General features: G+C 70.3%; 19 protein-coding genes. 7 read left to right on the top strand and 12 right to left on the bottom strand.

Annotated elements, in window-relative coordinates:
- The first annotated feature begins 80 nt into the window (after nucleotides 1-80).
- From AC2YHT_RS14935 to AC2YHT_RS14945, 3 genes are read left to right on the top strand one after another with little or no spacing between them, the layout of a single operon-like run.
- On the top strand, nucleotides 81-3,308 hold the full coding sequence (locus AC2YHT_RS14935) for an efflux RND transporter permease subunit (protein ID WP_487290577.1): 3,228 nt from the start codon (nucleotides 81-83) through the stop codon (nucleotides 3,306-3,308).
- A complete protein-coding gene (locus AC2YHT_RS14940) occupies nucleotides 3,301-4,485 on the top strand; it encodes an efflux RND transporter periplasmic adaptor subunit (protein WP_487290578.1) in 1,185 nt (394 codons plus the stop codon). Before AC2YHT_RS14935 ends, AC2YHT_RS14940 begins: the two co-directional genes overlap by 8 nt.
- Nucleotides 4,472-5,884, top strand: coding sequence for an efflux transporter outer membrane subunit (locus AC2YHT_RS14945; RefSeq protein ID WP_487290579.1), 1,413 nt, complete (start codon nucleotides 4,472-4,474; stop codon nucleotides 5,882-5,884). Before AC2YHT_RS14940 ends, AC2YHT_RS14945 begins: the two co-directional genes overlap by 14 nt.
- Here the strand turns inward: AC2YHT_RS14945 and AC2YHT_RS14950 are convergent.
- Genes AC2YHT_RS14950 through AC2YHT_RS14960 form a run of 3 tightly spaced genes read right to left on the bottom strand, consistent with a single transcriptional unit; the run spans nucleotide 5,881 to nucleotide 9,987 of the window.
- Nucleotides 5,881-8,448 carry a TonB-dependent receptor gene (locus AC2YHT_RS14950; RefSeq protein WP_487290580.1) on the bottom strand — a complete coding sequence of 856 codons (2,568 nt, stop codon included), beginning with the start codon at nucleotides 8,446-8,448 and terminating at the stop codon, nucleotides 5,881-5,883. The two genes, AC2YHT_RS14945 and AC2YHT_RS14950, sit on opposite strands and share 4 nt — an antisense overlap.
- Nucleotides 8,432-9,454 carry a FecR family protein gene (locus AC2YHT_RS14955; protein ID WP_487290581.1) on the bottom strand — a complete coding sequence of 341 codons (1,023 nt, stop codon included), beginning with the start codon at nucleotides 9,452-9,454 and terminating at the stop codon, nucleotides 8,432-8,434. Before AC2YHT_RS14955 ends, AC2YHT_RS14950 begins: the two co-directional genes overlap by 17 nt.
- The gene (locus tag AC2YHT_RS14960) at nucleotides 9,451-9,987 is read right to left on the bottom strand and encodes an RNA polymerase sigma factor (protein WP_487290582.1); all 537 of its coding nucleotides are present in this window, start codon (nucleotides 9,985-9,987) and stop codon (nucleotides 9,451-9,453) included. Before AC2YHT_RS14960 ends, AC2YHT_RS14955 begins: the two co-directional genes overlap by 4 nt.
- Before the next feature lie 269 nt (nucleotides 9,988-10,256).
- On the opposite strand from AC2YHT_RS14960, the gene AC2YHT_RS14965 reads away from it, so the two are divergent.
- The 3 genes from AC2YHT_RS14965 (at nucleotide 10,257) to AC2YHT_RS14975 (ending at nucleotide 15,485) form a co-directional block, all read left to right on the top strand.
- Nucleotides 10,257-12,551 (top strand): TonB-dependent receptor, encoded by a 2,295-nt coding sequence (locus AC2YHT_RS14965; protein ID WP_487290583.1) that lies wholly within the window; start codon nucleotides 10,257-10,259, stop codon nucleotides 12,549-12,551.
- 29 nt (nucleotides 12,552-12,580) lie between these two features.
- A complete protein-coding gene (locus AC2YHT_RS14970) occupies nucleotides 12,581-13,927 on the top strand; it encodes a M20/M25/M40 family metallo-hydrolase (RefSeq protein WP_487290584.1) in 1,347 nt (448 codons plus the stop codon).
- 214 nt (nucleotides 13,928-14,141) lie between these two features.
- Entirely contained in the window at nucleotides 14,142-15,485 is a 1,344-nt protein-coding gene (locus AC2YHT_RS14975; protein WP_487290585.1) for an LLM class flavin-dependent oxidoreductase, read from the top strand.
- A 187-nt stretch (nucleotides 15,486-15,672) separates the two neighbouring features.
- Here the strand turns inward: AC2YHT_RS14975 and AC2YHT_RS14980 are convergent, their stop codons facing one another.
- From AC2YHT_RS14980 to AC2YHT_RS15000, 5 genes are read right to left on the bottom strand one after another with little or no spacing between them, the layout of a single operon-like run.
- A complete protein-coding gene (locus AC2YHT_RS14980) occupies nucleotides 15,673-16,260 on the bottom strand; it encodes a PepSY domain-containing protein (protein WP_487290606.1) in 588 nt (195 codons plus the stop codon).
- A gap of 5 nt (nucleotides 16,261-16,265) precedes the next feature.
- On the bottom strand, nucleotides 16,266-16,817 hold the full coding sequence (locus AC2YHT_RS14985; RefSeq protein ID WP_487290586.1) for a PepSY domain-containing protein: 552 nt from the start codon (nucleotides 16,815-16,817) through the stop codon (nucleotides 16,266-16,268).
- Nucleotides 16,818-16,855: 38 nt separating this feature from the next.
- Nucleotides 16,856-17,656, bottom strand: coding sequence for an SDR family NAD(P)-dependent oxidoreductase (locus tag AC2YHT_RS14990; protein ID WP_487290587.1), 801 nt, complete (start codon nucleotides 17,654-17,656; stop codon nucleotides 16,856-16,858).
- The gene (locus AC2YHT_RS14995) at nucleotides 17,653-18,207 is read right to left on the bottom strand and encodes a cupin domain-containing protein (protein WP_487290588.1); all 555 of its coding nucleotides are present in this window, start codon (nucleotides 18,205-18,207) and stop codon (nucleotides 17,653-17,655) included. The genes AC2YHT_RS14990 and AC2YHT_RS14995 overlap by 4 nt, the downstream gene beginning before the upstream one ends.
- A complete protein-coding gene (locus tag AC2YHT_RS15000) occupies nucleotides 18,204-18,527 on the bottom strand; it encodes a 2Fe-2S iron-sulfur cluster-binding protein (RefSeq protein WP_487290589.1) in 324 nt (107 codons plus the stop codon). The genes AC2YHT_RS14995 and AC2YHT_RS15000 overlap by 4 nt, the downstream gene beginning before the upstream one ends.
- A gap of 169 nt (nucleotides 18,528-18,696) precedes the next feature.
- Between AC2YHT_RS15000 and AC2YHT_RS15005 the strand changes: the two genes are divergently transcribed.
- On the top strand, nucleotides 18,697-19,305 hold the full coding sequence (locus AC2YHT_RS15005) for an NAD(P)-dependent oxidoreductase (protein WP_487290590.1): 609 nt from the start codon (nucleotides 18,697-18,699) through the stop codon (nucleotides 19,303-19,305).
- A 41-nt stretch (nucleotides 19,306-19,346) separates the two neighbouring features.
- On the opposite strand, the gene AC2YHT_RS15010 is transcribed toward AC2YHT_RS15005, so the two are convergent.
- The 4 genes from AC2YHT_RS15010 to AC2YHT_RS15025 all read right to left on the bottom strand — a co-directional run bounded on the left by AC2YHT_RS15010 (nucleotide 19,347) and on the right by AC2YHT_RS15025 (nucleotide 24,296).
- Nucleotides 19,347-21,488, bottom strand: coding sequence for a TonB-dependent receptor (locus tag AC2YHT_RS15010; protein ID WP_487290591.1), 2,142 nt, complete (start codon nucleotides 21,486-21,488; stop codon nucleotides 19,347-19,349).
- 182 nt (nucleotides 21,489-21,670) lie between these two features.
- Nucleotides 21,671-21,886: a hypothetical protein gene (locus AC2YHT_RS15015; protein ID WP_487290592.1), complete on the bottom strand. Its 216-nt coding sequence runs from the start codon at nucleotides 21,884-21,886 to the stop codon at nucleotides 21,671-21,673.
- 5 nt (nucleotides 21,887-21,891) lie between these two features.
- Nucleotides 21,892-23,478: a phytoene desaturase family protein gene (locus tag AC2YHT_RS15020; protein ID WP_487290593.1), complete on the bottom strand. Its 1,587-nt coding sequence runs from the start codon at nucleotides 23,476-23,478 to the stop codon at nucleotides 21,892-21,894.
- A gap of 11 nt (nucleotides 23,479-23,489) precedes the next feature.
- On the bottom strand, nucleotides 23,490-24,296 hold the full coding sequence (locus AC2YHT_RS15025) for an SDR family NAD(P)-dependent oxidoreductase (protein ID WP_487290594.1): 807 nt from the start codon (nucleotides 24,294-24,296) through the stop codon (nucleotides 23,490-23,492).
- Nucleotides 24,297-24,360: the final 64 nt, after the last annotated feature.

A 24,360-nucleotide genomic window follows, 5' to 3' on the forward strand; every position in this document is an offset into this window, starting at 1 on the left:
AGATTCCGCGCGCCCGGCCCCTCCCCCCCGGACGCAGGGCGCGCGGAATCGTCAACTGCTGCAAGTCCGGAGCAGGCCGCTTGAACGCTATCGTCCGCATCGCCCTGCAACGCCCGCTCACGTTCATCGTGATGGCGATGCTGATCCTGATCTTCGGCGTCCTGGCGGCCCTCGGCACGCCCACCGACATCTTTCCGGAGATCCGCGTGCCGGTGATCGGCGTGGCCTGGCAATATGCCGGCCTGTCGCCGCAGGAGATGTCGGGCCGCATCGTCACCCCCTACGAGCGGGTGCTGTCGACCACCGTCAACGACATCGACCACATCGAGAGCCAGTCGCTGCCCGGCATCGGCGTGGTGAAGATCTACTTCCAGCCCGGCGTCGACATCCGCACGGCCACCGCCCAGGTGACCTCGATCTCGCAGACGGCCGTCAAGCAGATGCCGGCGGGCACCACCCCGCCGCTGATCATCAACTACAGCGCCGCCACCGTGCCGATCCTCCAGCTGGCCCAGTCGGGCAAAGGGCTGTCGGAACAGAAGCTGTTCGACCTGTCCCAGACGGTGGTGCGCCCCAACCTGATCAGCGTGCCCGGCGCGGCGATCCCCTATCCCTATGGCGGCAAGGTCCGCCAGATCATGATCGACCTGGATCCGGTCGCCCTGCAGTCCAAGGGGCTGTCGGCGCAGGACGTCTCCAACGCCCTGGCCGCCCAGAACCAGATCCTGCCGGCCGGCACGATCAAGATCGGGACCTTCCAGTACAACGTCCGTCTCAACGACGCGGCCGAGACGATCGAGGAGCTGAACAGCCTGCCGATCAAGACGGTCGACGGCGCGACGATCTACATCCGCGACGTCGGCCAGGTGCGCGACGGCTCGGCCCCGCAGACCAACGTGGTGCATGTGGACGGCGCGCGGGCGGTGCTGTCGACGATCCTGAAGAACGGCTCGGCCTCGACCCTGGCCATCGTCCAGGGGATCAAGGACCGCCTGCCGGCGCTCAAGGAAAACCTGCCGGACGACTTCAAGATCACGCCGCTGAACGACCAGTCGCTGTTCGTGAAGGGCGCGATCGAGGGCGTGGTCAAGGAAGGCGTCATCGCCGCGGCCCTGACCAGCCTGATGATCCTGCTGTTCCTGGGCAGCTGGCGCTCGACGGTGATCATCGCGGTGTCGATCCCGCTGGCCATCCTGGCCGCCATCGCCGCCCTGTCCGCCATCGGCCAGACCCTGAACATCATGACCCTGGGGGGCCTCGCCCTCGCCGTCGGCATCCTGGTCGACGACGCCACGGTGACCATCGAGAACATCAACTGGCACCTGGAGCACGGCAAGGACGTGCGCACGGCCATCCTCGACGGCGCGGCCCAGATCGTGGTCCCGGCCTTCGTCTCCCTGCTCTGCATCTGCATCGTCTTCGTGCCGATGTTCATGCTCAAGGGCGTGGCCGGCTTCCTGTTCGTGCCGATGGCCGAGGCCGTGGTCTTCGCGATGATCGCCTCGTTCATCCTGTCGCGCACCCTGGTGCCGACCCTGGCGATGTATCTGCTGAAGCCCCACGCCAGCGAGCGCCTGGACTACGAGCACGCGGCCGAGCATGGCGGCGCCGGCAAGCCCTCGCGCAATCCGCTGGTGCGCTTCCAGCGGAGCTTCGAGACCGCCTTCGGCAAGCTGCGGGAAGGCTACAAGAACCTGCTGGTCATGGCCCTGGGCTCGGGCCGGGTGTTCATCATCGGCTTCATGGTGGTGGTCGTGGCCTCGTTCGCCCTGACGCCGTTTCTGGGCCGCAACTTCTTCCCGACGGTGGACGCCGGCCAGATCACCCTGCACGTCCGCGCGCCCGTCGGCACGCGCCTGGACGACGCCTCGCTGCTGTTCGGCCAAGTGGAAGAGGCGATCCGCAAGGTGGTGCCGGCCGACGAGGTGGGCTCGATCGTCGACAACATCGGCATCCCCAACAGCGCCATCAACATGGTCTACAGCAACTCGGGTCTGATCGGTCCGCAGGACGGCGACATCTTCGTGGCCCTGAAGGCCGAGCACGGCCCGACCGCCGGTTACGTCAAGAAACTGCGCGAGGAGCTGCCCCGCCAGTTCCCCGGCGCGACCTTCTCGTTCCTGCCGGCCGACATCATCAGCCAGATCCTCAACTTCGGCGCCCCCTCGCCCATCGACCTGCAGATCTCCGGCCCCAACGCCGCGGCCAACCGCGCCTACGCCGCCAAGATCCTGGCGCGACTGAAGACCATCCGGGGCCTGGCCGACGTGCGCCTGCACCAGCCGGAAGGCGCGCCGCAGCTGCGGGTCGACGTCGACCGCTCGCGCATGGCCCAGCTGGGCCTGACCGAACGCGACGTGACCAACAGCGTCGTGGCCTCGCTGGCCGGCAGCTCGCAGGTCTCGCCGACCTTCTGGCTGAACCCCAAGAACGGCGTGTCCTACCCGATCGTCGCCCAGGTTCCGGAATACCGCGCCGGCTCGCTGTCGGACCTGAACGGCATCCCGATCACCAGCACGGCGGCCAATGCGCAGCACGCCCAGATGCTGGGCGGCCTAGGCGTGATCAAGCGCGACAGCGCCCCGGCCGTGGTCAGCCACTACGACATCCAGCCGGTGCTCGACATCTACGCCACCCCGCAGGGACGCGACCTGGGCGCGGTGACCGCCGATATCAACAAGGTGCTCAAGGACCTTGCCAAGGAGCGTCCGAAAGGCGCGACGGTGGCCCTGCGCGGCCAGATGGTGACCATGAACGCCGCCTTCTCGGGCCTGGGCTTTGGCCTCGTCGCCGCGATCGTGCTGATCTACCTGCTGATCGTCGTGAACTTCCAGTCGTGGCTGGACCCGTTCGTGATCATCACCGCCCTGCCCGCGGCCCTGGCCGGCATCGTCTGGATGCTGTTCGCCACCGGCACTACCCTGTCGGTGCCGGCCCTGACCGGGGCGATCATGTGCATGGGCGTGGCGACGGCCAACTCGATCCTGGTGGTCAGCTTCGCCCGCGAGCGGCTGGAGGCCACCGGCGACGCCCTGACCGCCGCCATCGAGGCCGGCTTCACCCGCTTCCGCCCGGTATTGATGACCGCCCTGGCCATGATCATCGGCATGGCGCCCATGGCTCTTGGTTTGGGCGAAGGCGGCGAGCAGAACGCGCCGCTGGGCCGGGCCGTCATCGGCGGCCTGATCTTCGCCACCACCGCCACCCTGCTGTTCGTGCCCGTGGTCTTCCGCCTCGTCCACGGCCGCAAGACCGCCGACCAAACCCTTCCCGCCGGACCGACCACCGGAGCATCGTCCCATGCCTGATCAACAAGCTGCTGCTCCCGCCAAAAGCGCGATCTCGCCCCGCCGGCTGAAGCTGGCCGGCGCCGCCGGACTGGTCCTTGCCGCCGTGGTGGTGGCGGGGGGGCTCGCCGCCCGCGTCCACGCCGACCAGTCGCTGAAGACCTGGACCCACGACCAGGCCATCCCGACCGTGGCCCTGGCCCCGGTGGCCGGCGGCGGCCACGCCGACCTGGTGCTGCCGGGCGACGTACAGGCCTTCTACACCGCCCCGATCCACGCCCGGACCAGCGGCTATCTCAAGCGCTGGTACGCCGACATCGGCCAGCGGGTGAAGGCCGGACAGGTGCTGGCCGAGATCGACACGCCCGACCTCGACCAGCAGGTGCTGCAGGCCCGCGCCAACCTGGCGACCGCCCAGGCCAACCAGCGGCTGTCGGCCCTGACCGCCAAGCGCTGGGAGGGCCTGGTCGCCCAGGACGCCGTCTCCCGCCAGGAGTCCGACGAGAAGACCGGCGACCTGGCCGCCCGCAACTCGGCGGTCAACGCCGCCCAGGCCGATCTGGCCCGACTGCTGGCCCAGCAGTCGTTCAAGCGGATCACCGCGCCCTTCGACGGGGTGGTCACGGCTCGCAACACCGACATCGGCCAGCTGATCTCGGTGGGCGGCTCGGCCGATGCGGCGCTGTTCACCGTCGCCGACCAGCACCGCATGCGGATCTATGTCAGCGTGCCGCAGAACTATTCGGCCCTGGTGCATCGCGGCCTGAGCGCGCAGCTGAGCGTGCCGGAATATCCGGGCGAGACCTTCACCGCCTCGGTGGTGAACGACGCCCAGTCGGTGGGCCGCAACGGCGCCATGCTGGTCGAGCTGCAGATCGACAATCCCGACGGCCGCCTCAAGCCCGGCGCCTACGCCCAGGCGGCGTTCAAGCTGCCGGCCGCCGCGACGACGACGCGGATACCGGCGACGGCGATCCTCTTCAAGCACGGCGGCCCGACCGTGGCCGTGGTCGGCGGCGACGGCCGCGTGAAGGTGCGCACCATCACCATCGTCCGCGACCTGGGAACCGAGGTCGAGATCGGCGCGGGTCTGCAAGCGGGCGAGCGGGTGATCGACAATCCGCCCGAGGCCTTGTCCGACGGCGACCTCGTGCGGGTGGCCGGCGCCGCCCAAGGAGCAGCCCATGCGAAGGGCTGAGGCGCGCGCCCTGCTGCTGGTCTCGGCGGCGGCCTCTATCCTGGCCGCCTGCGCCAGCGCTCCGGCCTATGTCGCACCGAGCGTCGCCGCGCCGGTCGCCTTCAAGGAGGCCGGCCCCTGGACCCCGGCCGCGCCGGCCGACGACCAGCCGCGCGGCGACTGGTGGGCCGTCTATGACGACCCGGTGCTGAACGACCTGGAGGCGCGGGCGGCCAAGGCCAATCCCGGCCTCGCCGCCGCGACCGCCGCCCATGACCAGGCCGTCGCCCTGGCCGGTCAGGCGCGATCGGGCCTGTTCCCGACGATCGACGGCGGGGCCCTGGCCAGCCGCCAGCGCCGCTCGGACAACGCTCCGCTGCGCAACGGCGGCGTGGACGAGTATTCGACCCGCCAGGCCGTCGCCAGCGCGTCCTACGAGGTCGATCTCTGGGGCCGGGTGCGCAGCCAGGTCGCCGCCAGTGGCGCGCAGGCGCAGGCCAGCGCCGCAGACCTGCAATCGGTGCGCCTGAGCCTGCAGGCCGAACTGGCCGACAGCTATCTGGCCCTGCGCGGCCTCGACGCCCAGTCACGCCTGCTGGCCGACACCGTCGCGGCCTACCAGAAGGCGCTGGACCTCACCCAGATCCGTCACGACGGCGGGGCCGCGACCGGCCTCGATGTCAGCCGGGCGAAGAACCAGCTGTCGACCGCCAAGGCCCAGCTTAGCGACGTGGCCGCCCAGCGGGCGCTCTACGAGCACGCCATCGCCGCACTGGTCGGCGAGACCGCTTCCAGCTTCGACCTGCCGCCGGTCCAGGCGTCGATGAGCGTGCCCAAGACGCCGGTCGGCGTGCCGTCGGTGCTGTTGCAGCGCCGGCCCGATATCGCCGCCGCCGAGCGCCGCGCCGCCGCCGCCAACGCCCAGATCGGCGTCGCCCAGGCCGCGCGCTTCCCGACCCTGACGATCGCCGGTCAGGCCGGCTGGCAGTCGGACGGCGGCGTGGATCTGTTCAGCGCACCCAACGCCGTCTGGCTGCTGGCCCCGCAACTGGCGGGCTCGATCTTCGACGCGGGCAAGCGCAAGGCCGGGGTCGAGGCCGCCCGGGCCGCCCACGCCCAGGCCGCCGAGAACTACCGCGGCGTGGTGCTGACCGCGTTCCGCAACGTCGAGGACCAGATGGCCCTGTCCAACCGCCTGGCCGACGAGGCCAAGGACCAGGACGACGCCATGGCTTCGGCCAAGCGCACCGAGGAACTCGCCATGATCCGCTACCGCCAGGGCGCAGCCAACTATCTGGAGGTCGTCACCGCCCAGACCGCGGCGTTGCAGGCCGAACGCTCGGCCCTGGTCCTGGAGACCCGGCGCTTGCAGGCCTCGGTCGATCTGGTGCGGGCCCTGGGCGGCGGCCCAGCCGTCTAAAAGCGCTTACGCAAGCCGACGGACAGCGTGCGCGGCTCGCCGTAGATCAGGGTCGTCGCCGTGACGGCCGGGGTGATCGCCCCGCCGCCGGCGGCGTAGACCTCGTCGAACAGGTTCTGGACGGCGACGGAAACGGTCAGGTCGCCGCGCCCAGGCGGCCGGACGTCGAGGCCGAGATTGGCGACCGCGAAGGCGTGCTGCAGGCCGTTGCTGTCGTGCGCCCGCTCGACATAGCGCACGCGGCCGCTCTGGTAGACGTCGCCCCAGAGGGTCCAGAGGCCCAGCCGCGCCGACTGGATCGCCCGCCACTCGGCCGCCAGCCGCACCGTGTAGGGCGGCGAGTAGGAAAAGCGCAGCGAGGCCGGGTCGGTCGGCGTCAGGCTGGCCAGCGAGGCCGGGACGGTCAGGGCGGTGAACCGGGCCTGGGTCAGGGTCGCCGAGGCCGACAGAGTCAGCCGCTCACCCCGACGGCCGCTCCAGCCCAGTTCCAGCCCGCTGATGGTCGCCGAACCGGCGTTGATGATGAAGCTGGGCGGATCGTTGGCGGCGATACCGTCGCCGTCGAAGTTCTCGGCCGGGAACAACGCCCGCTGGACGTCGCGCGACCAGCCGCGAAACAGGGCCGCATCGACGCGATGGCGCCAGTCGCCCGCGCCGCCCGCCCATTTCAGGCCAAGCTCGACGTCGGTCAGGCTTTCCGGCGCATAGACCTGATAGGCCGACAGCAGCGGGCCGAACACCGGCGCATTGACCCCGCCGGCCCGGTAGCCCCGGCGGGTGACCGCGTAGACGGTCAGGTTCGGCTGGCCGCGCCAGGTTAGGCCCAGGGTCCAGGTCGGGGCCGAGGACTGGGCCCGCCCGGCCTCGCCGCAGGCCTCTTCCGAGATATCCGGCGCCGGGGCGGCGACGCGGACCAGGCAGGCGCTCGACACGTCGCGGGTGTAGCGCAGGCCCGCCTCCAGCTCGAAACCTTGCCCGAGGCGGCGGTTGGCGTCGACGAAGCCGGCCAGGCTTTCGCCGCGGCGGTACTGGAACTCAACCCGCGCGGGATTGGTCGGGGTGACGGCGCTGGCCCACAGGCTCTTCTGCACGCCGATCGGCGTCGTCGACAGGTAGAACAGACCAGCCTGCCAAGCGCCGCCCTCCCCCGTACCGCTCGCGCGCAGTTCCTGGGTCAGCTGGCCAAGGTCGATGTGGCGGACGAGCTGGTTGAGCGGCAGCGGCGAGCCGTCGGAGTCCAGCGCGCTGTCGAGCACGCTGCGCCGATAGGCCGTGACCGAGCGCAGGCTCATCGCCTGTCCCAGCCAGTCGAGCCGCAGGGTCGCGCCGTCGTTGCGGCGATCCGAGCGGGGCGCGAGATCGACCTGCGTCTTGCGCGGACCCCAGGCCCGCTGCCGGGCCAGCGCGATGTCGATGTCGCATCCCGCCACGCCGCAATCGAAATAGGGCGCGGCCTCGGGCGTGCGACCCGTGCCGCCGCCGGTCACGTCGGGCGGATTGGGATAGGTCCCCGACAGGATGTTGGCGTTACCCGTCTCGTCGGCGCGGAAGCCGTCGAGCACCAGCAGGGCCGAGAACGGCCCGTCCGGACGCCAGGCCAGGGACAGCCGCGCGGCCGCCTGGTTGCGGTCGTCGAGATCGTCGCCGACGCCGAGGTTCTCGACGAGACCGTCGCGCTTGAGAACATAGACCGCCAGGCGCGCGGCGATCGGCGCGCCGGACGGGGTGAGATCGCCGGCCGCCTCGACCTCACGCAGGCGGTAGGAGCCGACCGTCACCCCGGCATGGCCGGGGCGGCCCGGCTCGGCGGTGTGGATCAGCAGCGCCCCGCCGGTGGTGTTGCGCCCGAACAGCACGCCCTGCGGCCCGCGCAGCACCTGCACCTCGGCCAGGTCGAAGGACGGCAGGATGGAGCCGTTGTTGGGCAGCGGCGCCTCGTTGACATAGGTGATCACCGACAGGGCCGACTCCCCGGCCGTCGCCCGGCGCTGGCCGCGAATGACCAGGGTCGGAGTCTCGGTCGAGACCTGGCCTGCGGCCGTCAGCCCCAGCGCCGCCCGCCGCAGCGCCAGGACGCCGTCGCCGCCCAGCCGGTCGAGATCTGCCGCCGAGACCGCGGCGACCGAGGCCGGCACGTCGATCAGGCGCTCGTCACGGCGGCGCGCCTGGACCAGCACGGCGTCGAGCGCCTCGGCCGGCTCACTCGCCGGGACGCTCAGGGACTTGCGGCCAGAGGGTTTCGAGGAACGCGGCCGCGGGGCCGGCGTGATGGCGAAGGCCCCGGGTCCGATGCGGCGCGCGGTCAGCCCGCTCTCGCCCAGCAGGCGCTTCAGCGCGACCTCGGGCTCGGCGACGTCGCGACCGCCGGGCGAGCGCAGCCCGGCCACGGCCTGGGGCGCGAACAGCAAATCAACGCCGGTCTGCTCGGCATAGGCCTGCAACGCGGCGTCCATGGCGCCGGCCTGGACATCGAAGCGAAGCGGCGCGGCCAGGGCCGGCGACGCCGAGGTCAGCAGCACGGCGCCCGCGAAGGCCCGCGCCGCCCAGTCAGTCCGCCGCCGCACCGGCGTCCTTGGCGGGAGAAAGGACGATCGCCCCGTCGGCCGCCTCGCCGATCGTCAGGCCGTGGATCACCGCCACCGCGCGGGCGAAGGCCAGGGGATCGTCGCCGCCGAACGCGCCGCTGACCTTCAGGGTCTTGGCGGCGCCGCGCACGATGATCCGGCGGCCGCCCCGGCGATTGATCTCGGCCGCGGCGTCGGTCAGCGCCTCGCCGCTCAGCACCAGCCGGCCCTCGCGCCAGGCCGTGGCGGCGGCGACGTCGGCGGAGGAGCGAGCCTCACGCCCCCGCCCGTCCGCCGCCAGCACCTCGCCGGGCGCCAGTTCGATCGGTTGGGTCTCGCCGCCGGAAACCCGGACGCGGCCACGCAGCAGGGCGACACGATAGGCGCTCGCGGCCGGGGCCAGGTCGACCTCGAAGGCCGTGCCAAGGGCGCGCACCACATGGCCGCCGCCGCTGACCTCGAACGGTCGGCCGGCGTCGTGGGCGACATCGAAGAAGGCGCGGCCGCCGGCCAGGGTGATGGCGCGACCGCGCCGGTCGATGCGGGCGGTCAGCCGCGCGCCGCCGTCGAGCGTCACGTGCGAACCGTCGGCCAGAACCACCGCGCTGCGCTGGCCCGGCGCGGCGGCGTAGGTCTGTTCGGAGACACCGGCGCGCTGCCAGGCCAGGCCGCCGGCGCCCGCCAGCACGGCCACGCCGGCGACGCTGGCCGCCATCAGGGCGAAGGCGCGGCGCGAACGACGGGCCTCGCCGGCCGCGAACGCGGCCCGGGCCTCGGCCAGTTCGCGCTCGAGCCCGCCGGCGGCGACGGCGTCGTCGACGAACGCCTCGACCTCCGCCATGGCGGCGTAGGCCTCGACATGCTCGGGGTCGGCTTCCAGCCAGGCGGTCAGGCGCGCCTCGTCGGCCGGGCTCCAGCCTCGCGCGCGCCGGCGTTCATGCCAGGCGGCGGCCGCGTCATAGACGTCGGCCAGACCCTCGTCGGGCGTATGGGATGCGGGCGTCATGGACGGCGAACCCGTCGGGTCAGATGGGCCATGGCCCGTCGCACGTCCTTCTCCACGGTGCTGATCGACACGCCCAGGGCGTCGGCGATGGCCTGATGCCGCAGTCCGTCGATCCGGTAAAGCAGGAAGACGTGGCGGGTGCGCTCGGGCAGATCGGCCAGGGCGCGGCGGACCTCCGTCAGGGTCTCGCGGTCGATCAGGGTCTGCTCGGGCGTCGCCGGCGCCTGGGAGGCCGCGGCCTCCTCGATCTCGGGAACCGCCAGGCGGCGCACCTGCTGGCGGCGGGCGCGGTCGCGGATCAGGTTGGCGGCCGTCTGGAAGAGATAGGAGTCCAGCCGCTCGACGCCCTCGTCGGGCGGACGGCGGGCGAAGCGCAGGAAGACCTCGTGCACCAGGTCGTCGACGTCGGCCCCGCCGCCGACGCGCAGGGCGATGAACCGCCGCAACACGCCTTCGTGCCGCCGCACGACCTGGTCGATGTCGTCCGGCCGGATCTGGCCGAGCGCCGCCGGGCCGAAGGTCGCCTGACTCAAACTCGATTGTCCGGACACCCCGTACTCCCGCCGCCGGGAGGACCGGCTAAGCGAACTTGGCCGCCTGGCGATGAGCGAACCACCCCAGGCCCCGCAGTTTCCCGCCCGCGCCGCCCATTTCATCAGCAGGCGCCCAAATTGCGCACAGCCTGACCAGACCCGCGCCTTCGCACCGAATGGCGAAAAAAGTCGCAAGGGCAAACGTCCCTCGCCCGTCTTGCGGCCCGGAACCGAGCTCACGGCCGGTCCTCAACGAAGGGGATAAGAACATGAACCGCACCGCTCTTGGCACGCTTCGCCGCGCGGCCCTGGCCACCAGCGCGCTCGCCAGCCTGGTCGCCGCCGGGGCCCACGCCCAGGAGGCCGCCGCCCAGCCGGACGTGGCCGTCGACGAGATCATCGTCACCGCGCTCAAGCGCTCGACCAGCCTGCAGGAGACGCCGCTCAGCATCTCGGCCGTCGGCGAGACCCAGCTGAGCCGGATCGGCGCGACCGGCATCAACGACTATTTCCGCCAGGTGCCGAACCTGGCGCTGGACGGCGGCACGCCGTCGAACCGCCGCATCACCCTGCGCGGCGTGCGCAGCGCCGGTGAAGCCACCACCGGCCTCTATTACGACGAAACCCCGCTGACCGGCCCGACCGGCACCACCCAGGACGCCGGCTCGACTACGCCGGACATCAACCTGTTCGACGTCGAGCGCGTCGAGGTGCTGCGCGGCCCGCAGGGCACGCTGTACGGCTCGGGCTCGATGGGCGGCACCCTGCGGGTGATCTTCAACAAGGCCGACACCAACGACTACGCCGGGGCGGTCGAGGCCCAGGCGACGACCACCAAGAGCGGCGAAGGCGGCTTCTACGGCAAGGGCATGGTCAACGTGCCGCTGATCCAGGACAAGCTGGGCGCGCGACTGGTGCTCTATCGCGAAGAGCGCGGCGGCTATGTCGACAGCGTTCCGCTGAACAAGCAGGACATCAACGGCTCGACCTCCAGCGGCGGCCGCCTGATGTTCACCTTCACCCCGACCGAAGACCTGACGCTGCGCGCCACGGCCGCGCTGCAGAACGAGGAAGTGGACGGCCAGTCGAGCTGGTCGGCCGCCGCCGGCCGCTACAAGTCCGACCGCAAGACCATCGCCCAGAGCAACTCCAAGCTGGCGCTCTACAACGTCACCGCCGAGTGGGACCTGCACTTCGCGACGCTGACGGCGACCTCGTCCTACTACAAGTGGAAGATGCTGCGGAACAGCGACTGGACCAACAACATCGCCAACAACCGCACCAGCAGCGCCGCCTGCGGCCGCTACTTCGGCCTGTCGGGCACGACCTGCTCCAGCGCCCAGCTGAGCCAGTACACCGCCTGGGCGGACTCGCGCGGTCCGGCCGTCTCCTGGCAGCCGATGAGCCTGGAAACCTGGACGAATGAAGTGCGGATGGCCGGCAGCCTGTTCGAAGACAAGCTCGATTGGACCGGCGGCGTCTACTACGAGACCCGCAAGGACCACGTCGACAGCATCCAGACCCGCGCCGACCCCACCACCGGCATGGCCGTCACGCCGTTCGACGCCCTGGGCGCGCGCTACATCGACAACGACGTCAAGCAGACCGCCTTCTTCGGCGAGCTGTCCTATCACGTCACGGACGCTCTGACGGTGACCGGCGGCGCCCGCCGCTTCGACTACGACAAGACCGTCTCTGGCGCGGTGACCATCGGCAACGTCATCTCCAACTCACCGGTCACGGCCTTCAGCCAGGTGGACGCCAGCGCCAAGGGCTGGGTCGAGCGCGTCAACGTCAGCTACGAATTCGACAAGTCGCTGATGGTCTACGCCCAGGCCTCGAAGGGCTTCCGCCCCGGCGGCGCCAACAACATCCCGGGCCTGACCAGCGGTCTGGTGGCGTTCCAGCCCGACAGCCTGTGGAACTACGAGGCTGGCGTGAAGAGCGACTGGTTCGACCGCCGCCTGACCGTGAACATGTCGGCCTACCAGATCGACTGGAACAACATCCAGGTTCAGGCCCAGGCGAACGTCGGCGCGAACTTCTTCATCATCACCAACGCCGGCGCGGCCCGCATCCGCGGCCTGGAGCTGGAGACCACCCTGCGGCCGATGACCGGCCTGACCCTGAGCAGCGCCATCGGCGTGTCGGACGCCAAGCTGACCGAGGACATGACCAACTCGTCGGTGACGGTGTCGGGCTCGACCGGCCTGCGCGGCGATCGCCTGCCCTTCGTGCCGAAGTTCAGCGGCTCGCTGAACGCCGACTACACCTGGCCGGTGGCCGACGGCATGAACGGTCTCGTGCACCTCGACGCCAGCTACACCGGCGGCACGGCCTCGCAGTTCCGCCCGACCTACGTCTATTACGAGAAGGTCCCGGCCTACACGGTCGTGGGCGCCCGGGTCGGCGTCGAGGGCGAGGGCTGGGGCGCCTACGCCTTCGCCCAGAACCTGACCAATTCGGTCGGCCCGGTCTCGATCACCTCGGCCGCCGGCGCGCTTGACCAGGTCGTCAGCCTGACGCCCCGGACCCTGGGCGTGATGGTCCGCCGCACCTTCTGATCCCCCATCATCAGTATCGAGATTATCCCATGAAACATCGCATGATCCCGGCGGCTCTCGTCGCCGCCCTTTGCGCCGGCGCAGCCGCTTCCGCGCTCGCCCAGGCGCCGGCCAAGCCGCCGGCCCAGGTCGACTTCGGCAACGTCCGCCCGCCGGCCCCGACCTCGCCCTTCACCAAGCAGGCCAAGGCCCTGCTGGCCAGCAAGGGCTTCAAGACCGCCAAGGCGACCCTGGCGGCCGGCTACGACCAGACCGTGGCGGACATCGTCACCCTGACCGAGATCCCGGCCCCGCCCTTCGGCGAGACCGAGAAGGGCAAGGCCTATCTGGCCATGCTGGCCAAGGAGGGCCTGACCGAGCTGGAGACCGACGCGGCCGGCAACGTCATGGGCCTGCGCAAGGGCACCGGCGGCGGCGGCCTGCTGGTGGTCGCCGCCCACCTCGACACCGTGTTCCCGGCCGGCACCGACACCAAGGTGCGCCGCGACGGCGACAAGCTCTACGCCCCCGGCATCGGCGACGACACCGTGGGCCTGGGCTCGATCCTGGCCATACTGCGCGCCATCAACGCCGCTGGCATCCAGACCAAGAGCGACATCCTGTTCGTCGGCGACGTCGGCGAGGAAGGCCCGGGCGACCTGCGCGGCATGAAGGAGCTGTTCCTCAAGGGCCGCTACAAGGACAGGATCGACGCCTTCATCTCGCTGGAACCCAGCGGCCCCACCGTGATCGTCAACGGCGGCGTCGGGTCCAAGCGCTACAAGACCACCTTCAAGGGCCCAGGCGGCCACAGCATGGGCGACTTCGGCACGGTGAACCCGGCCTACGCCCTGGCCGACACCGCCCGGCAGTTCGGCCAACTGAAGGTCCCCGAGGATCCGCGCACGGTCTACAACATCGGGCTGCTGGAGGGCGGCACCTCGGTCAACTCGATCCCGTTCGCGGTGTCGATGACCGTCGACATGCGCTCGTCGGGCAAGGCCGAGCTGAAGGCCGTCGAGGACGCCTATCTGGCCATCCTGCCCAAGGCCGTCGAGGCCGAGAACGCCGCCCGCTCCACCAAGCGCGGCGTAATCAGCCTGGACAACAAGATGGTCGGTGATCGCCCGGTCGGCGAGACGGCGATCACCACACCGTTCGTGCAGCAGCTGGCCGCCGTCGGCGACGCCCTGGGCAAGCCGATGGGCTACGTGGCCGGCTCGACCGACGCCAACATCCCGATGAGCCTGGGCAAGCCGGCGGTGACGCTGGGCGCAGGCTTCGTCACCTTCCGCGGCCACTCGCTGGAGGAAGGCATGGAGGTCAACAAGGACCGCGACGTCGAGAGCATCGCCACCACCATGGCGCAGATCCTGATGGTCGCCGGCGCGCACTAGACGCTTTGGACGTTCGGCGGCGGCCTCCGCCGCCGAACGTCTCGCGCTTCCAGACCCAGTAATTCTGATCCCGCCTGAAGATAAGGCGACGGAAAGCCTGAAATCCCAAGGCGGATCACAGCCGTTGAACGGCTCGAATACGGCTCATGAGAAGAGCTGATTTTTCGAACTTCATGCCCGTCGCTAAGGCTCGGACGGAAACATGGAGGCGATCATGACCAATGACGCGAAGCGCCAACTGAAACTCGGCGCGATCCTGGCCGGCGTCGGCACCGACCACACCCGCTGGCGTGATCCCGACCTGGCCGGCGACGCCAGCATCGACATCAACTGGTACATCGACAACGCCAGGCTGGCCGAGGCGGCCAAGTTCGACCTGGTGTTCATCGTCGACAGCCCGTTCATCACCCCCGACACCGCGCCACACTTCCTCAACCGGCTGGAGCCTCTCACCTTGCTTTCGGCGGTGGCGGTCTCGACCTCGAAGATCGGCCTCGTCGGCACCCTGACCACCTCGTACTGGGAGCCGTACAACGTGGCCCGCCAGTTCGGCTCGCTGGACCACATCAGCAAGGGCCGGGCCGGCTGGAACGTGGTGACGACGGGCCTCGAAGGCGCCGCGCGCAACTACGGCCGCGACGAGCACTTCGACCACGCGGTGCGCTATGAGCGGGCCGGTGAGTTCGTCGATGTGGTGCAGGGCCTTTGGGACAGCTACGAGGACGACGCCTTCCCGCGCGACAAGGAAGCCGGGGTCTTCCTCGACAAGACCAAGCAGCATGCGCTGAACCACAAGGGCAAGCACTTCTCGGTGGCCGGGCCGCTGGCGCTGAGCCGCTCGAAACAGGGCCAGCCGGTGATCTTCCAGGCCGGGGTCAGCGGCGCGGGCCGTGATCTGGGCGCCCGCATCGCCGAGGGCGTGTTCGCCGGCGTCGACACCTTCGAGGACGCGGTGGAGTACTACGCCGACCTCAAGGCCCGCGCGGCGGCCCAGGGCCGAGACCCCGACCACATCAGCGTGCTGCCGGGCATCGCCCCGATCATCGCCGACACCGACGAGGAAGCCCAGGCCATCGCCGAGGCCCGGGCCGGCAGCCGCGAGATCGACAAGCTGCTCGTCGAGCTCGGCCGCGCCTTCGGCTATCACGACTTCAAGCAGTATCCGCTGGATGGTCCGTTCCCGGACGTCAGCCAGCTCAGCCTCAATAGCTACAAGGGCCATGCCGAGCGCATCGTCCGCACCGCCCAGGCCGAGAACCTGACGGTGCGCCAGACGGCCGAACGCTTCGGTCGCTGGAAAGCCAACTTCGTCGGCTCGCCCCAGACCGTCGCCGACGAGATCGAGCGCTGGTTCGTCGGACGCGCCGTGGACGGCTTCATCTTCCACGTCACCGGTCCGCGCGACTTCGCCCGCTTCCGTGAACAGGTGGTGCCGCTGCTGCAGGCCAAGGGTCTGTTCCGCACCGAGTACGAGCACGACACCCTGCGCGGCCACCTGGGCCTGCCGGTTCCCGAGAACCGCTGGACGAGCGCGCCCGGCCGGATCGCGGCGGAATAGCCGTGTCCGCTCCTCTCGACGACGTCGCCGCGCCGGACGCGAACGCCAGGCCTGCTGTTCGCCGTTCGCGGCCGGACATCGGCCTGGCGGAAAGGCATGGCGCGCCGGCCCCCATCCTCGAGCTGATCGCGCTAGACGTCGCCGACGCGCCCTGGTCCGCCGCCAGGTTCGGGGAGGCGAGCGCGGTCTAGCCCCAGAACATGTCCCTGCGGCCCATGGCCCAGCGGCGTCGGGCCATGTCGAGATAGAGCCAGACGCCGCTGATGCAGAGGGTCAGCAGGGAAAGGCCGGTCGCCAGGATCAGCAGCTTGCCCGCCAGGCCGCCGATCGCGCCGGAGTGGAAGCGTTGCAGCAGGGTGTTGAGCCGCACGGCGGCCTGGGCCTCGGCCGCGCCCTTCACCCGGGCGCCGCTGAGGGCGTCGACCGTGATCCGCCCGGCGTGCTGGCCCGATCCGAGGGTGACGTCGGCCAAGGCCTTGCCGTCGCGTTCGTAGAGGCGGATCTCGGCGCCGGTCAGTTGGGCGTCGGGCAGCAGATCGGCGGCGGCGCGCAGGGCCGTGGCGGCCTTGCGATCGAGGTTCTCGGACGACGGGATCGGGCGGTCGGCGGCGCGCTGCGCCTCGCTGCGGACCGCGCCGCCCTGCCCGCCTCCCGCGCCAAACACGGCCGGATTGGCGAACTCGTTGACGGCGATGATCGAGCCGGTGGCGACGAGATAGGCCACGAAGACCATCGCCCCCGTGCCGACCCAGCGGTGGATCGTCTTGACGAGCATGGCGGTCACGCCTTCCAGAACAGGCCGGGACGCCCCAGGCGCCGGCGCTTGAGCAGCAGGTCGACGTACATCCAGACGCCGCTGAGCGTCAGGAACAGGAAGCTTAAGCCCCCCAGCATGCTGAGGAACTGGCCCGGCAGGCCCAGGATGTTGCCCCGGTGCAGGCGTTCGAGCAGCACGTGCAGCTTGATGCGGAACTGCAGGTAGGCGCTGGGCGGCCGGCGGGGCGGTTCGGCGACGACGCGGGTGGTCTCCGCGCCAGTCGAGGCCGTGACCGCCAGCAAGCGCGGCGCGCCCTGGGCCTGGCCGACCTTGACGACGATCTCGGTGGGCGACGCGGTCGTGGCGACGGCCTGGCGCGCTCCCTCAGCCGCCACGGCGACCATGGCTTCCAGCGGTAGTTCGGCCTGCGGCGGCGGAGTCGGGAAATGCGGCTCGGTCAGCAGGTCGAGCATCAAAGCCAGGCCCGTGACCGCGATCCAGGTCAGGACCAGCATGGCGCCGGCGGCGATCCAGCGGTGATAGGTGCGCAGGCGCGCGACCAACGGCTTCTTCACACGGCCTCCCCTCGTTTCTCGTTCTTGCCCGGACACGTCTAGCCGCCGTCGGAGATCACCGTGCCGCCGTCGGCGACCAGCACCTGGCCGGTCACGAAGCTGGCGGCGGGGCTGGCCAGGAACAGCGCCGCCGCGGCGATCTCGGCTGGCTCGGCCGCCCGGCGCAGCGGCGTGGCGCCCAGGCGCTTGGCCGCCGCCTCCGGGCTGGAAAGGATCGCCGAGGCCCAGCTGGTGGCGGTCAGGCCCGGCGCGAGGGCGTTGCAGCGCACCCCGGCCGGGCCGAACTCGACGGCCAAGTTGCGGGCCAGCTGCATCAGGGCCGCCTTGGTAAGGCCGTAGACGCCAAGCGCGCGGTTACCGCGCAGGCCGGCGATCGACGAGGTCAGCACGATCGAACCACCGCCCCGCGCGGCCATGGCCGGGGCGACCAGCGAACAGAGCCGCACGGCGTGGCGCAGGTTGATGTCGAACATCGCCTCGTAGACGGCGTCAGGCGCCTCAGTCAGCGAGCCCGCGTGCAACGAGACGCCAGCGTTGCAGACCAGAACGTCGATCGGACCGCAGCGGACCTCGGCTTCGGCGACGAGCGCCGCCAACTGCTCCGGATCGGCGACGTCGCAGGCAACGGCCTCGACCGCCAGCCCCTCGCCCGCCAGTTCAGCCTTGGCCGCCACACAGTCGTCGGCGCTCTCGCTGGAGATCACGACGCGCGCCCCGGCCTGGGCGAAGAGCCTCGCCATGGCCAGGCCGATGCCCCGGGTCGAGCCGGTGATCAAGGCCGTCTTGCCGAACAGGCCGAAGAGGTCCTGAAGAACCTGGGTGGAAGCGCCGGCGGTCATCGCGCCTCCTCGCTGTCGGCCTGGTCGACCAGCACAAAGGCGACGCGGCACGGGCCGCTGCCCCGATTGGACCAGGCGTGATTGGTGCCCCGCTGGACCACGACGTCGCCCGCCTTCAGCACCGTCTCCTCGCGATCGAGGATCAGCACCAGTTCGCCCTCAAGGATCAGGGCGTAGTCGATCGAGCGGGTCCGGTGCATCAGCGGATGCGGCGCGGTCGGGTCGAGCGCGGCCAGGGCGTGGGCGCCGCCGATCTGCGCGAACTGGGCCTGGGCCGCCTCGAGGGTCATCGCTTGCGTCTCGGGCGGGATGTCCATGATCCGGATGCGGGTGCCACGCGTGGGTGGCGCCAAGGTCAGGCGGTCCTCTGGCGTCGGCTCGCGGAAGGCCGCGCCCCAGGCCGGATCCTCGGTGCGCCAGATCTCGTGGAACACCGGCCCGTCCGCGCCGATGCGGCGGGTCAGGGCGGGCCCGGCGTCCTGGAGGATCACCGAGCGCCCCTGCGCGTCATGGCCGGTGACCACCCGGCGCGGCGGCGGTCGCGCGCTCATCCGTACTGGCTCTCGGGGGTGGTGGCGACCAGGCCATCGAGGGCGTCGGTGACGATGATCTGGCAGGCCAGGCGCGAAGTCTCGCGGCGATGGTCCGAGAAGTCGAGCAGGTCCGCCTCGCCGCCTTCGGGCGCACCGACCAGGGCGAAGCCGGCTGGGTCGAGATATATGTGGCAGGTGCCGCACGACAGCGCGCCGCCGCACTCGGCCAGGATGTCGGGCACGTTGGCGCGCACGGCCGCCTCCATCAGCGAAGCGCCCGCGCGGCCCTCGACTTCGCGGCGCACGCCTCGCGCGTCGATGAAGGTGATCCTCGGCATCGTCCCTCCCCTCCGGCGCTGCGACCGGTTCTCCTCGTTCCCTTGAAAGGCCGCGCGCAGCGAAGGGTCAAATCGCCTGATCCGATAGCTGGCGGCCAGGAAAGCGATGCGCGGCCAGCGACGGGCCAAGGCTAGGCTGGCGGCTCAACAAGACGAGGGAGACGAAACCATGAAGGTCGCCTTGCTGGGCGCCACGGGCGCGGCGGGATCGAGGATCCTGAAGGAGCTTTCCGACCGGGGGCACACGGTCGCGGCGTTATCGCGCCATCCGGAGAAGACGCCGGCGCTGCCGGGCGTGGCGGCGCGAGCGCTGGACGCCGCCGACGTCGACGCGACCGCGCAGGCCCTGCACGGGGCCGACGCCGTGGTGAGCGCCCTGAAGTTCACCTCGGTCGATACGGCCGGGTTGATCGAGGCCGTGCGGAGGGCCGGGGTGAAGCGCTATGTCGTGGTCGGCGGGGCGGGCAGCCTGTGGGTCTCGCCCGGGGTGCGCGAGGTCGACGGGCCGGGCTTCCCCGAGCATGTCAAACCCGAGGCGCGGGCCGGCTGGGCCTTCCTGGAGCAGCTGCGGGCCAGCGACCTGGACTGGACCTTCTTCAGCCCGTCGCGGTTCTTCACGCCCGGCGAGCGCACCAGCGCGTTCCGGCTGGGCGCCGACGACCTGATCTTCGACGCCGACGGCAAAAGCGCGATCTCTTTCGAGGACTACGCCGTGGCCCTGGTCGATGAACTGGAAACGCCGCGCCACGTGCGGGCGCGGTTCACGGCGGGCTACTGATCGCGAAGTCGGGCGGCCCAGGATACGGGCCGCCCTTCCCGCTAGAACTTCGCCGTCAGCACCAGGCCGTAGGTCCGCGGATTGCCGATCACGCCGTAGACGTTGACCGGGCCGGCGGTGTTGGCCTGCTCCAGCACGGCCTTGTTGCCGATGTTGTTGACATAGGCCCCGATCGACCACTTGCCGTCGGGCTCGTCATAGGTCACCCGGGCGTTGGCCAGGGTGTAGGACTTGGCCAGCGAGTTGTTGAACCGCAGCAGGTCGACGAAGTAGCTCGACTTCCACTGCGCATCGAGGTGGGCGGTGATCGCCGCCCCGCTGGCCAGGTCGAAGCGGTGCTCATAGGCGCCCGTCACCGTCCAGCGCGGGGTGCGCGGCAGAGGCCGGCCGGTCAGGTCGGTCATGGTGCAGGTCGTGCCCGAGCACGAGGTGGCGACCGAGGCGTTGCCGAAGCTGCTTTCCTGCCACGAGACGCTGCCGTCGAAGCGGTCGGCGCCGGTCAGCAGATAGCTGCCTTCCAGCTCGACGCCGTAGACCTTGGTCTTGCCCGGCACGTTGGCCGTCAGGAAGGTCGGGACCAGGCCGACATAGTAGTAATAGGACAGCTGGTAGCCCGTGTAGTCGTAGTAGTAGGCGGCCGCGTTCACCTGCAGGCGGTTGTCGAGGAAGCGGTTCTTGCTGCCCAGCTCGTAGGCGGTGATCTCCTCGGGGCCGTAGGTGATCCCGCTGGCGTTGACGCCGCCGCCCTTGATGCCGGTCGAGACCGATCCGTAGACCAGCGAGCGCGCCGCCAGGTCGAACTCGGCGCCGGCCTTCCAGGTCAGCTTGCTGTAGCTGTTGGTCACCGCGCCCGCCGAGGTCAGCCCGCCCGCGGCGTAGGACGCCTGGGTGCCGCTGCTGTTGAGGGCGTCGACCTCGTCCTTGGTGTAGCGCAGGCCGCCGGTCAGGCGCAGGCGGTCGTTGAGCGGCACGATCACCTGGCCGAAGGCGGCCGAGGTCTTGCTGACGTTGCGGTCGAAGGAACGGACCTCGTCGAAGGTGTAGTTGATCCGGAACTGCCCCGAGCCGTCGTACTTCAGGTAGAAGGCGCCCAGCACCCACGAGATCGGCGAGGTCGCCGGCGAGGCCAGGCGGATCTCGGCGCTGTCCTGCTTGGCCGGCAGGGTGTCCTTCTCCCAGGTGCCCGAGAACGGCTGGAGATAGGTGCGCTCGAAGTCCTGGTGGCCGAGGATCGCCGTCAGCCGCGCCCACGACAGGTCCCAGTCGGCCTGGCCGCGCAGGGTGGTGTTCTTCATGCTGTAGTCGGCGTCGCAATTGGGATTGCAGTAGACGGCGGCGCCGGCCGGGATGGTGTAGAGGCTGCCGTAGGACGGGGCGGTCCACGGATCGCTGCGGCTGCTGGTCGGCAGCAGCACGTTGCCCGAGCCCTGGCCGCCGGCCTGCTGGCGCTCGGCCGACAGGATGAAGCGCAGGTCGTCGCTCGCCGCGATCAGCAGCTTGGCGCGGGCGAACTTCTCGTCGGCGTCGTTGAGGCCGTTGGACAGGTAGCCGTCGTGCGAATTGCTGCCCCCGACCACCCGCAGGGCGACCTTGTCGCCGAGCGGCAGGTTGATCACGCCTTCGGTGCGCAGGGCGTCGTAGTTGCCGACCTGCAGGCTGGCGCCGCCGGAGAACTCGCCCAGCACCGGGTTGCGGTAGAGCACGTTGACCGCGCCAGCGTTGGCGTTACGGCCGTAGAGCGTGCCCTGCGGCCCGCGCAGCACCTCCACCCGCTCGACATCGGCCATGGCCACGCCGGTCAGTTCGTTGCGCTGCTGGACGACGCCGTCGTAGCTGACCGTCACCGGCGAGGTCGGCAGGTCCAGCGCGCCGCGCGCGCCGATGCCGCGGATGTAGAAGCTGGCGCCGGTGTTGGCCTGCTGAATCTGGACGCTGGGGATCAGGGCGATGGCGTCCTTGATCCCGGTCACGCCCTGCTTCTGGAGGGCCTCGCCGCTGATGGCGCTGACGGCCAGCGGCGTCTTCTGCAGGGTCGTCTCACGCTTTTCGGCGGTGACCACGACCTCGGTCAGCTGGGTCCCGTCGTCGGCCCCAGGGGCCTTGCCAGCCCCCTGAGCATGGGCCGCGCCGGCGGCCACGAGCAGAACGCCAAGGGCCGCACCGGCCCGCAAAGCGACTTTCATCGAAGTCCCTCCCTCTATGCATGACGCCGTCTTCGAGCGCGGCGTTGGCAGGGAGGCTGGGGGCTGGAGGCCCTTAAGGTCAAAGCGATTGGAGGGGTACCAGCCATCGGCGAAGGCGGGGTGTGTTTCAATCGAGTAACAGCGGTCTCGGGGAGAGCCGAAGCCCTCCCCATCACCCCGTCTCAGGCCTTGCTGGACTTGCGGAACAGCAGGGTCAGCAGGAAGAACACCGTCTTGGCGTCGAGCAGCTTCAGGGCCGCCCTCGCCTCTTCCGGCCGCAGCTTGGCGGTCATCGGCATGGCGCCGAAGATCTTGCCCTTTATGACCAGGTCGTCGCCGTCGCGGGCGATCGAGGAGACGGCCATCAGCTCCTTGTTGGTCGCGTCGTAGATCTTCATGGCGCTCACCGGCTCACGGTCTTGTCGAAGTCGATGGCGAGGTCGTCGAACATCTTGATCGCCGTGGCCCGGCCCGCGCCGTAGACGCCGCCGCCCGGATGCTGGAACGGCCCGACCAGATAGAGCCGATCGACGCCCGGGACGGTGTAGTTGCCCAGGTCCGGCGTCGGGCGGTGGGCGACGGTCTGGTACATGAAGGGCGCTGCGCCATGCATGTCGCCGTTGACGAAGCTGTTGGGCGAGCTGCGCTCCATGTCGAGCGGCGACCAGTGGGTGGCGGCGATAATGTTGTCGGCCGTCAGGCTGGGCGTGAACTTCTGGTAGAAGCTGAGGTTCTTGGCCGCCACCTCGTCCTTGATCTCGTCCCAGCGCGAAGGGCCGCCGTCGGCCAGGTCGTAGGGCGACATGGTGATGGCGTGCCAGATGCCGCCGCCGGGCGGGGCGCGGCTTGGGTCGGCGTGGGTCTCGTCGCCGCCGCCGGTCAGCGGCCGGGCCGGCAGGCGACGGCGGCGCAGGGCGTCGAAGTCGTCAAGCAGGTCGTCCAGCCGGTCGAAGGTGAAATACTCCAGCATGGTCGCCGTCTGCACCTCGGGACCGGCGTAGAGGGTCGACTGCTTCTTCAGGTCGTAGTGGCTGACGAACAGGCTGAAGGTCGAGGTGTTGACCCGCTCGGCGCGCTTGAGGACGGGTTCGGCCACGCCCTCGACGAACTGGCGCAGGCGGTGGGGATGAATGGCGCCGATGACGCCGTCCTTGGCGAAGACCTGCTCGCCGTCGGCAAGCTCCAGGCCCGTCGCCTTGCCGCCCGAGACGATGACGCGCGAGACCTCGGCCTCGCAGCGGATCTCGGCGCCGTAGTGCTCGAGGCAGCGCACCAGCGCGTCGGTCAGGCCGCCGCTGCCCCCCACCGGCTGGGAGACGCCGTAGGTGTGGATGATGCCCGGCATCAGATAGATGCCCATGCCGGTGCCCAGCTCGTCGGGCAGCTGCAGGTTCTCGGTCACCAGCTTCAGCAGGTGGATCTTGACCCGGTCGTTCTCGAAGGCGTTGTCGATGATGTCGAGCGAGCTGCGGCTCATGGCGTCGAGCATCTCGCGCCCTTCCTCGCTCTGGTCGAGCATGGCGATGAAGGCGCCCATTGGGAACGGCGGGGCATACAGCCCCGACACGAACATGGGCAGCATCTGCATGCTGCGCAGGGCGAAGGCGCGATAGGTCTCGGCGTCCTTCTCGGAATAGCGGGCGATCTGCTGGCAGGACCGATCGAGGTCCTTGTAGGTGATCAGCGTCTCCTGGTCGTGGAAGATGCTGGCGTAGGGCACGTCCGAGTAGTTGTACTTCAGGCCGAACTTGCTGAAGAGGCCCAGCTCGTCGTTGGTCAGCAGCGGGTTGCCCTGGATCATGATGTGGCAGGACGAGTGCAGGTCGTGGCGGTAGCCGGGCGAGTTGATCTCCCGCGTCACCACCCCGCCGCCGGGGAACGGCTGGCGTTCGAGGATCAGCACCTTCTTGCCGGCCTTGGCCAGGTAGGCGGCGGTCGTCAGGCCGTTGTGGCCCGCGCCCATGACGACGACGTCGTAAGTCTTGCTCATTTGATGGTTCCTTAGGCCCAGAGGCTCTGGAGGCGTTCGAAGCCGGGCACGTGGATGGCGGTGCCGCCGTCGACGACGAGGTTGTGGCCGGTGACGTAGCGGGCCTCGTCGGAGGCCAGGAAGGCGACGGCGGCGGCGATGTCGCGCGCCTCGCCCAGGTACGGGGTCAGGGTCTCGGCCTCGACGGCCTGGCGATGACTGTCGGGGATGTGGGCGGCGACGGCCGGCGTCAGGGTCAGGCCCGGCGAGACGGCGTTGCAGCGGATGCCCCTGCGGCCGTGCGAAGCGGCGATCGAGCGGGTCAGCTGCAGCACGGCGGCCTTGGAGGCCCCGTAGGCGACCTGGACGATGTTGCCCTGCAGGCCAAGGTTCGAAGCGGTGTTGACGATCGAACCGCCGCCGGCCGCGACCATGTGCGGGATCACGGCCTTGCACATCAGGGCGGTGCCCCGGACGTTGACCAGCAGCGCCCGTGTCCAGACCTCGGTCGAGGTGGTCTCGACATCGCCGTCGAAGCCCGGGCTCATTTCGGGGGCGAGGTCGGCGGCGTTGTTGTGCAGGATGTCGATGCGGCCGAAGGCGGCCAGGGTAGCCTCGACGAGGGCGATCCCGTCGGCCTCGACGCCGAGGTCGGCCTGGAAGGCGATGGCCTCGCCGCCGGCGTCGCGCACGGCCTGCGCCGTGGCGTCGGCGGCCTCCAGGCGAAGATCGGCGACGGCGACGCGCGCGCCGCGCTCGGCCAGCAGCAGCGCGGTGGCCAGGCCTATGCCGCCCCCCGCACCGGTGATGATGGCGGTCTTGTCCGCAAGGGAGCCCAAGGCTTGCCTCCTCCTCTGATCGAGCCCGTCTGCGCGGGCGTCGAAGGAGGGATAGGGCGAGGCG

It is taken from the genome of Caulobacter sp. SRI_008 (genome assembly GCF_057586355.1).

Coding starts and splice junctions, on each gene's coding strand:
- AC2YHT_RS15020 (WP_487290593.1), bottom strand. CDS start 23,478: ATGAGCAAGACTTACGACGTCGTCGTCATGGGCGCGGGCCACAACGGC.
- AC2YHT_RS14945 (WP_487290579.1), top strand. CDS start 4,472: ATGCGAAGGGCTGAGGCGCGCGCCCTGCTGCTGGTCTCGGCGGCGGCC.
- AC2YHT_RS15005 (WP_487290590.1), top strand. CDS start 18,697: ATGAAGGTCGCCTTGCTGGGCGCCACGGGCGCGGCGGGATCGAGGATC.
- AC2YHT_RS14965 (WP_487290583.1), top strand. CDS start 10,257: ATGAACCGCACCGCTCTTGGCACGCTTCGCCGCGCGGCCCTGGCCACC.
- AC2YHT_RS14975 (WP_487290585.1), top strand. CDS start 14,142: ATGACCAATGACGCGAAGCGCCAACTGAAACTCGGCGCGATCCTGGCC.
- AC2YHT_RS14995 (WP_487290588.1), bottom strand. CDS start 18,207: ATGAGCGCGCGACCGCCGCCGCGCCGGGTGGTCACCGGCCATGACGCG.
- AC2YHT_RS14940 (WP_487290578.1), top strand. CDS start 3,301: ATGCCTGATCAACAAGCTGCTGCTCCCGCCAAAAGCGCGATCTCGCCC.
- AC2YHT_RS15000 (WP_487290589.1), bottom strand. CDS start 18,527: ATGCCGAGGATCACCTTCATCGACGCGCGAGGCGTGCGCCGCGAAGTC.
- AC2YHT_RS14990 (WP_487290587.1), bottom strand. CDS start 17,656: ATGACCGCCGGCGCTTCCACCCAGGTTCTTCAGGACCTCTTCGGCCTG.
- AC2YHT_RS14980 (WP_487290606.1), bottom strand. CDS start 16,260: ATGCTCGTCAAGACGATCCACCGCTGGGTCGGCACGGGGGCGATGGTC.
- AC2YHT_RS15015 (WP_487290592.1), bottom strand. CDS start 21,886: ATGAAGATCTACGACGCGACCAACAAGGAGCTGATGGCCGTCTCCTCG.
- AC2YHT_RS15010 (WP_487290591.1), bottom strand. CDS start 21,488: ATGAAAGTCGCTTTGCGGGCCGGTGCGGCCCTTGGCGTTCTGCTCGTG.
- AC2YHT_RS14955 (WP_487290581.1), bottom strand. CDS start 9,454: ATGACGCCCGCATCCCATACGCCCGACGAGGGTCTGGCCGACGTCTAT.
- AC2YHT_RS14970 (WP_487290584.1), top strand. CDS start 12,581: ATGAAACATCGCATGATCCCGGCGGCTCTCGTCGCCGCCCTTTGCGCC.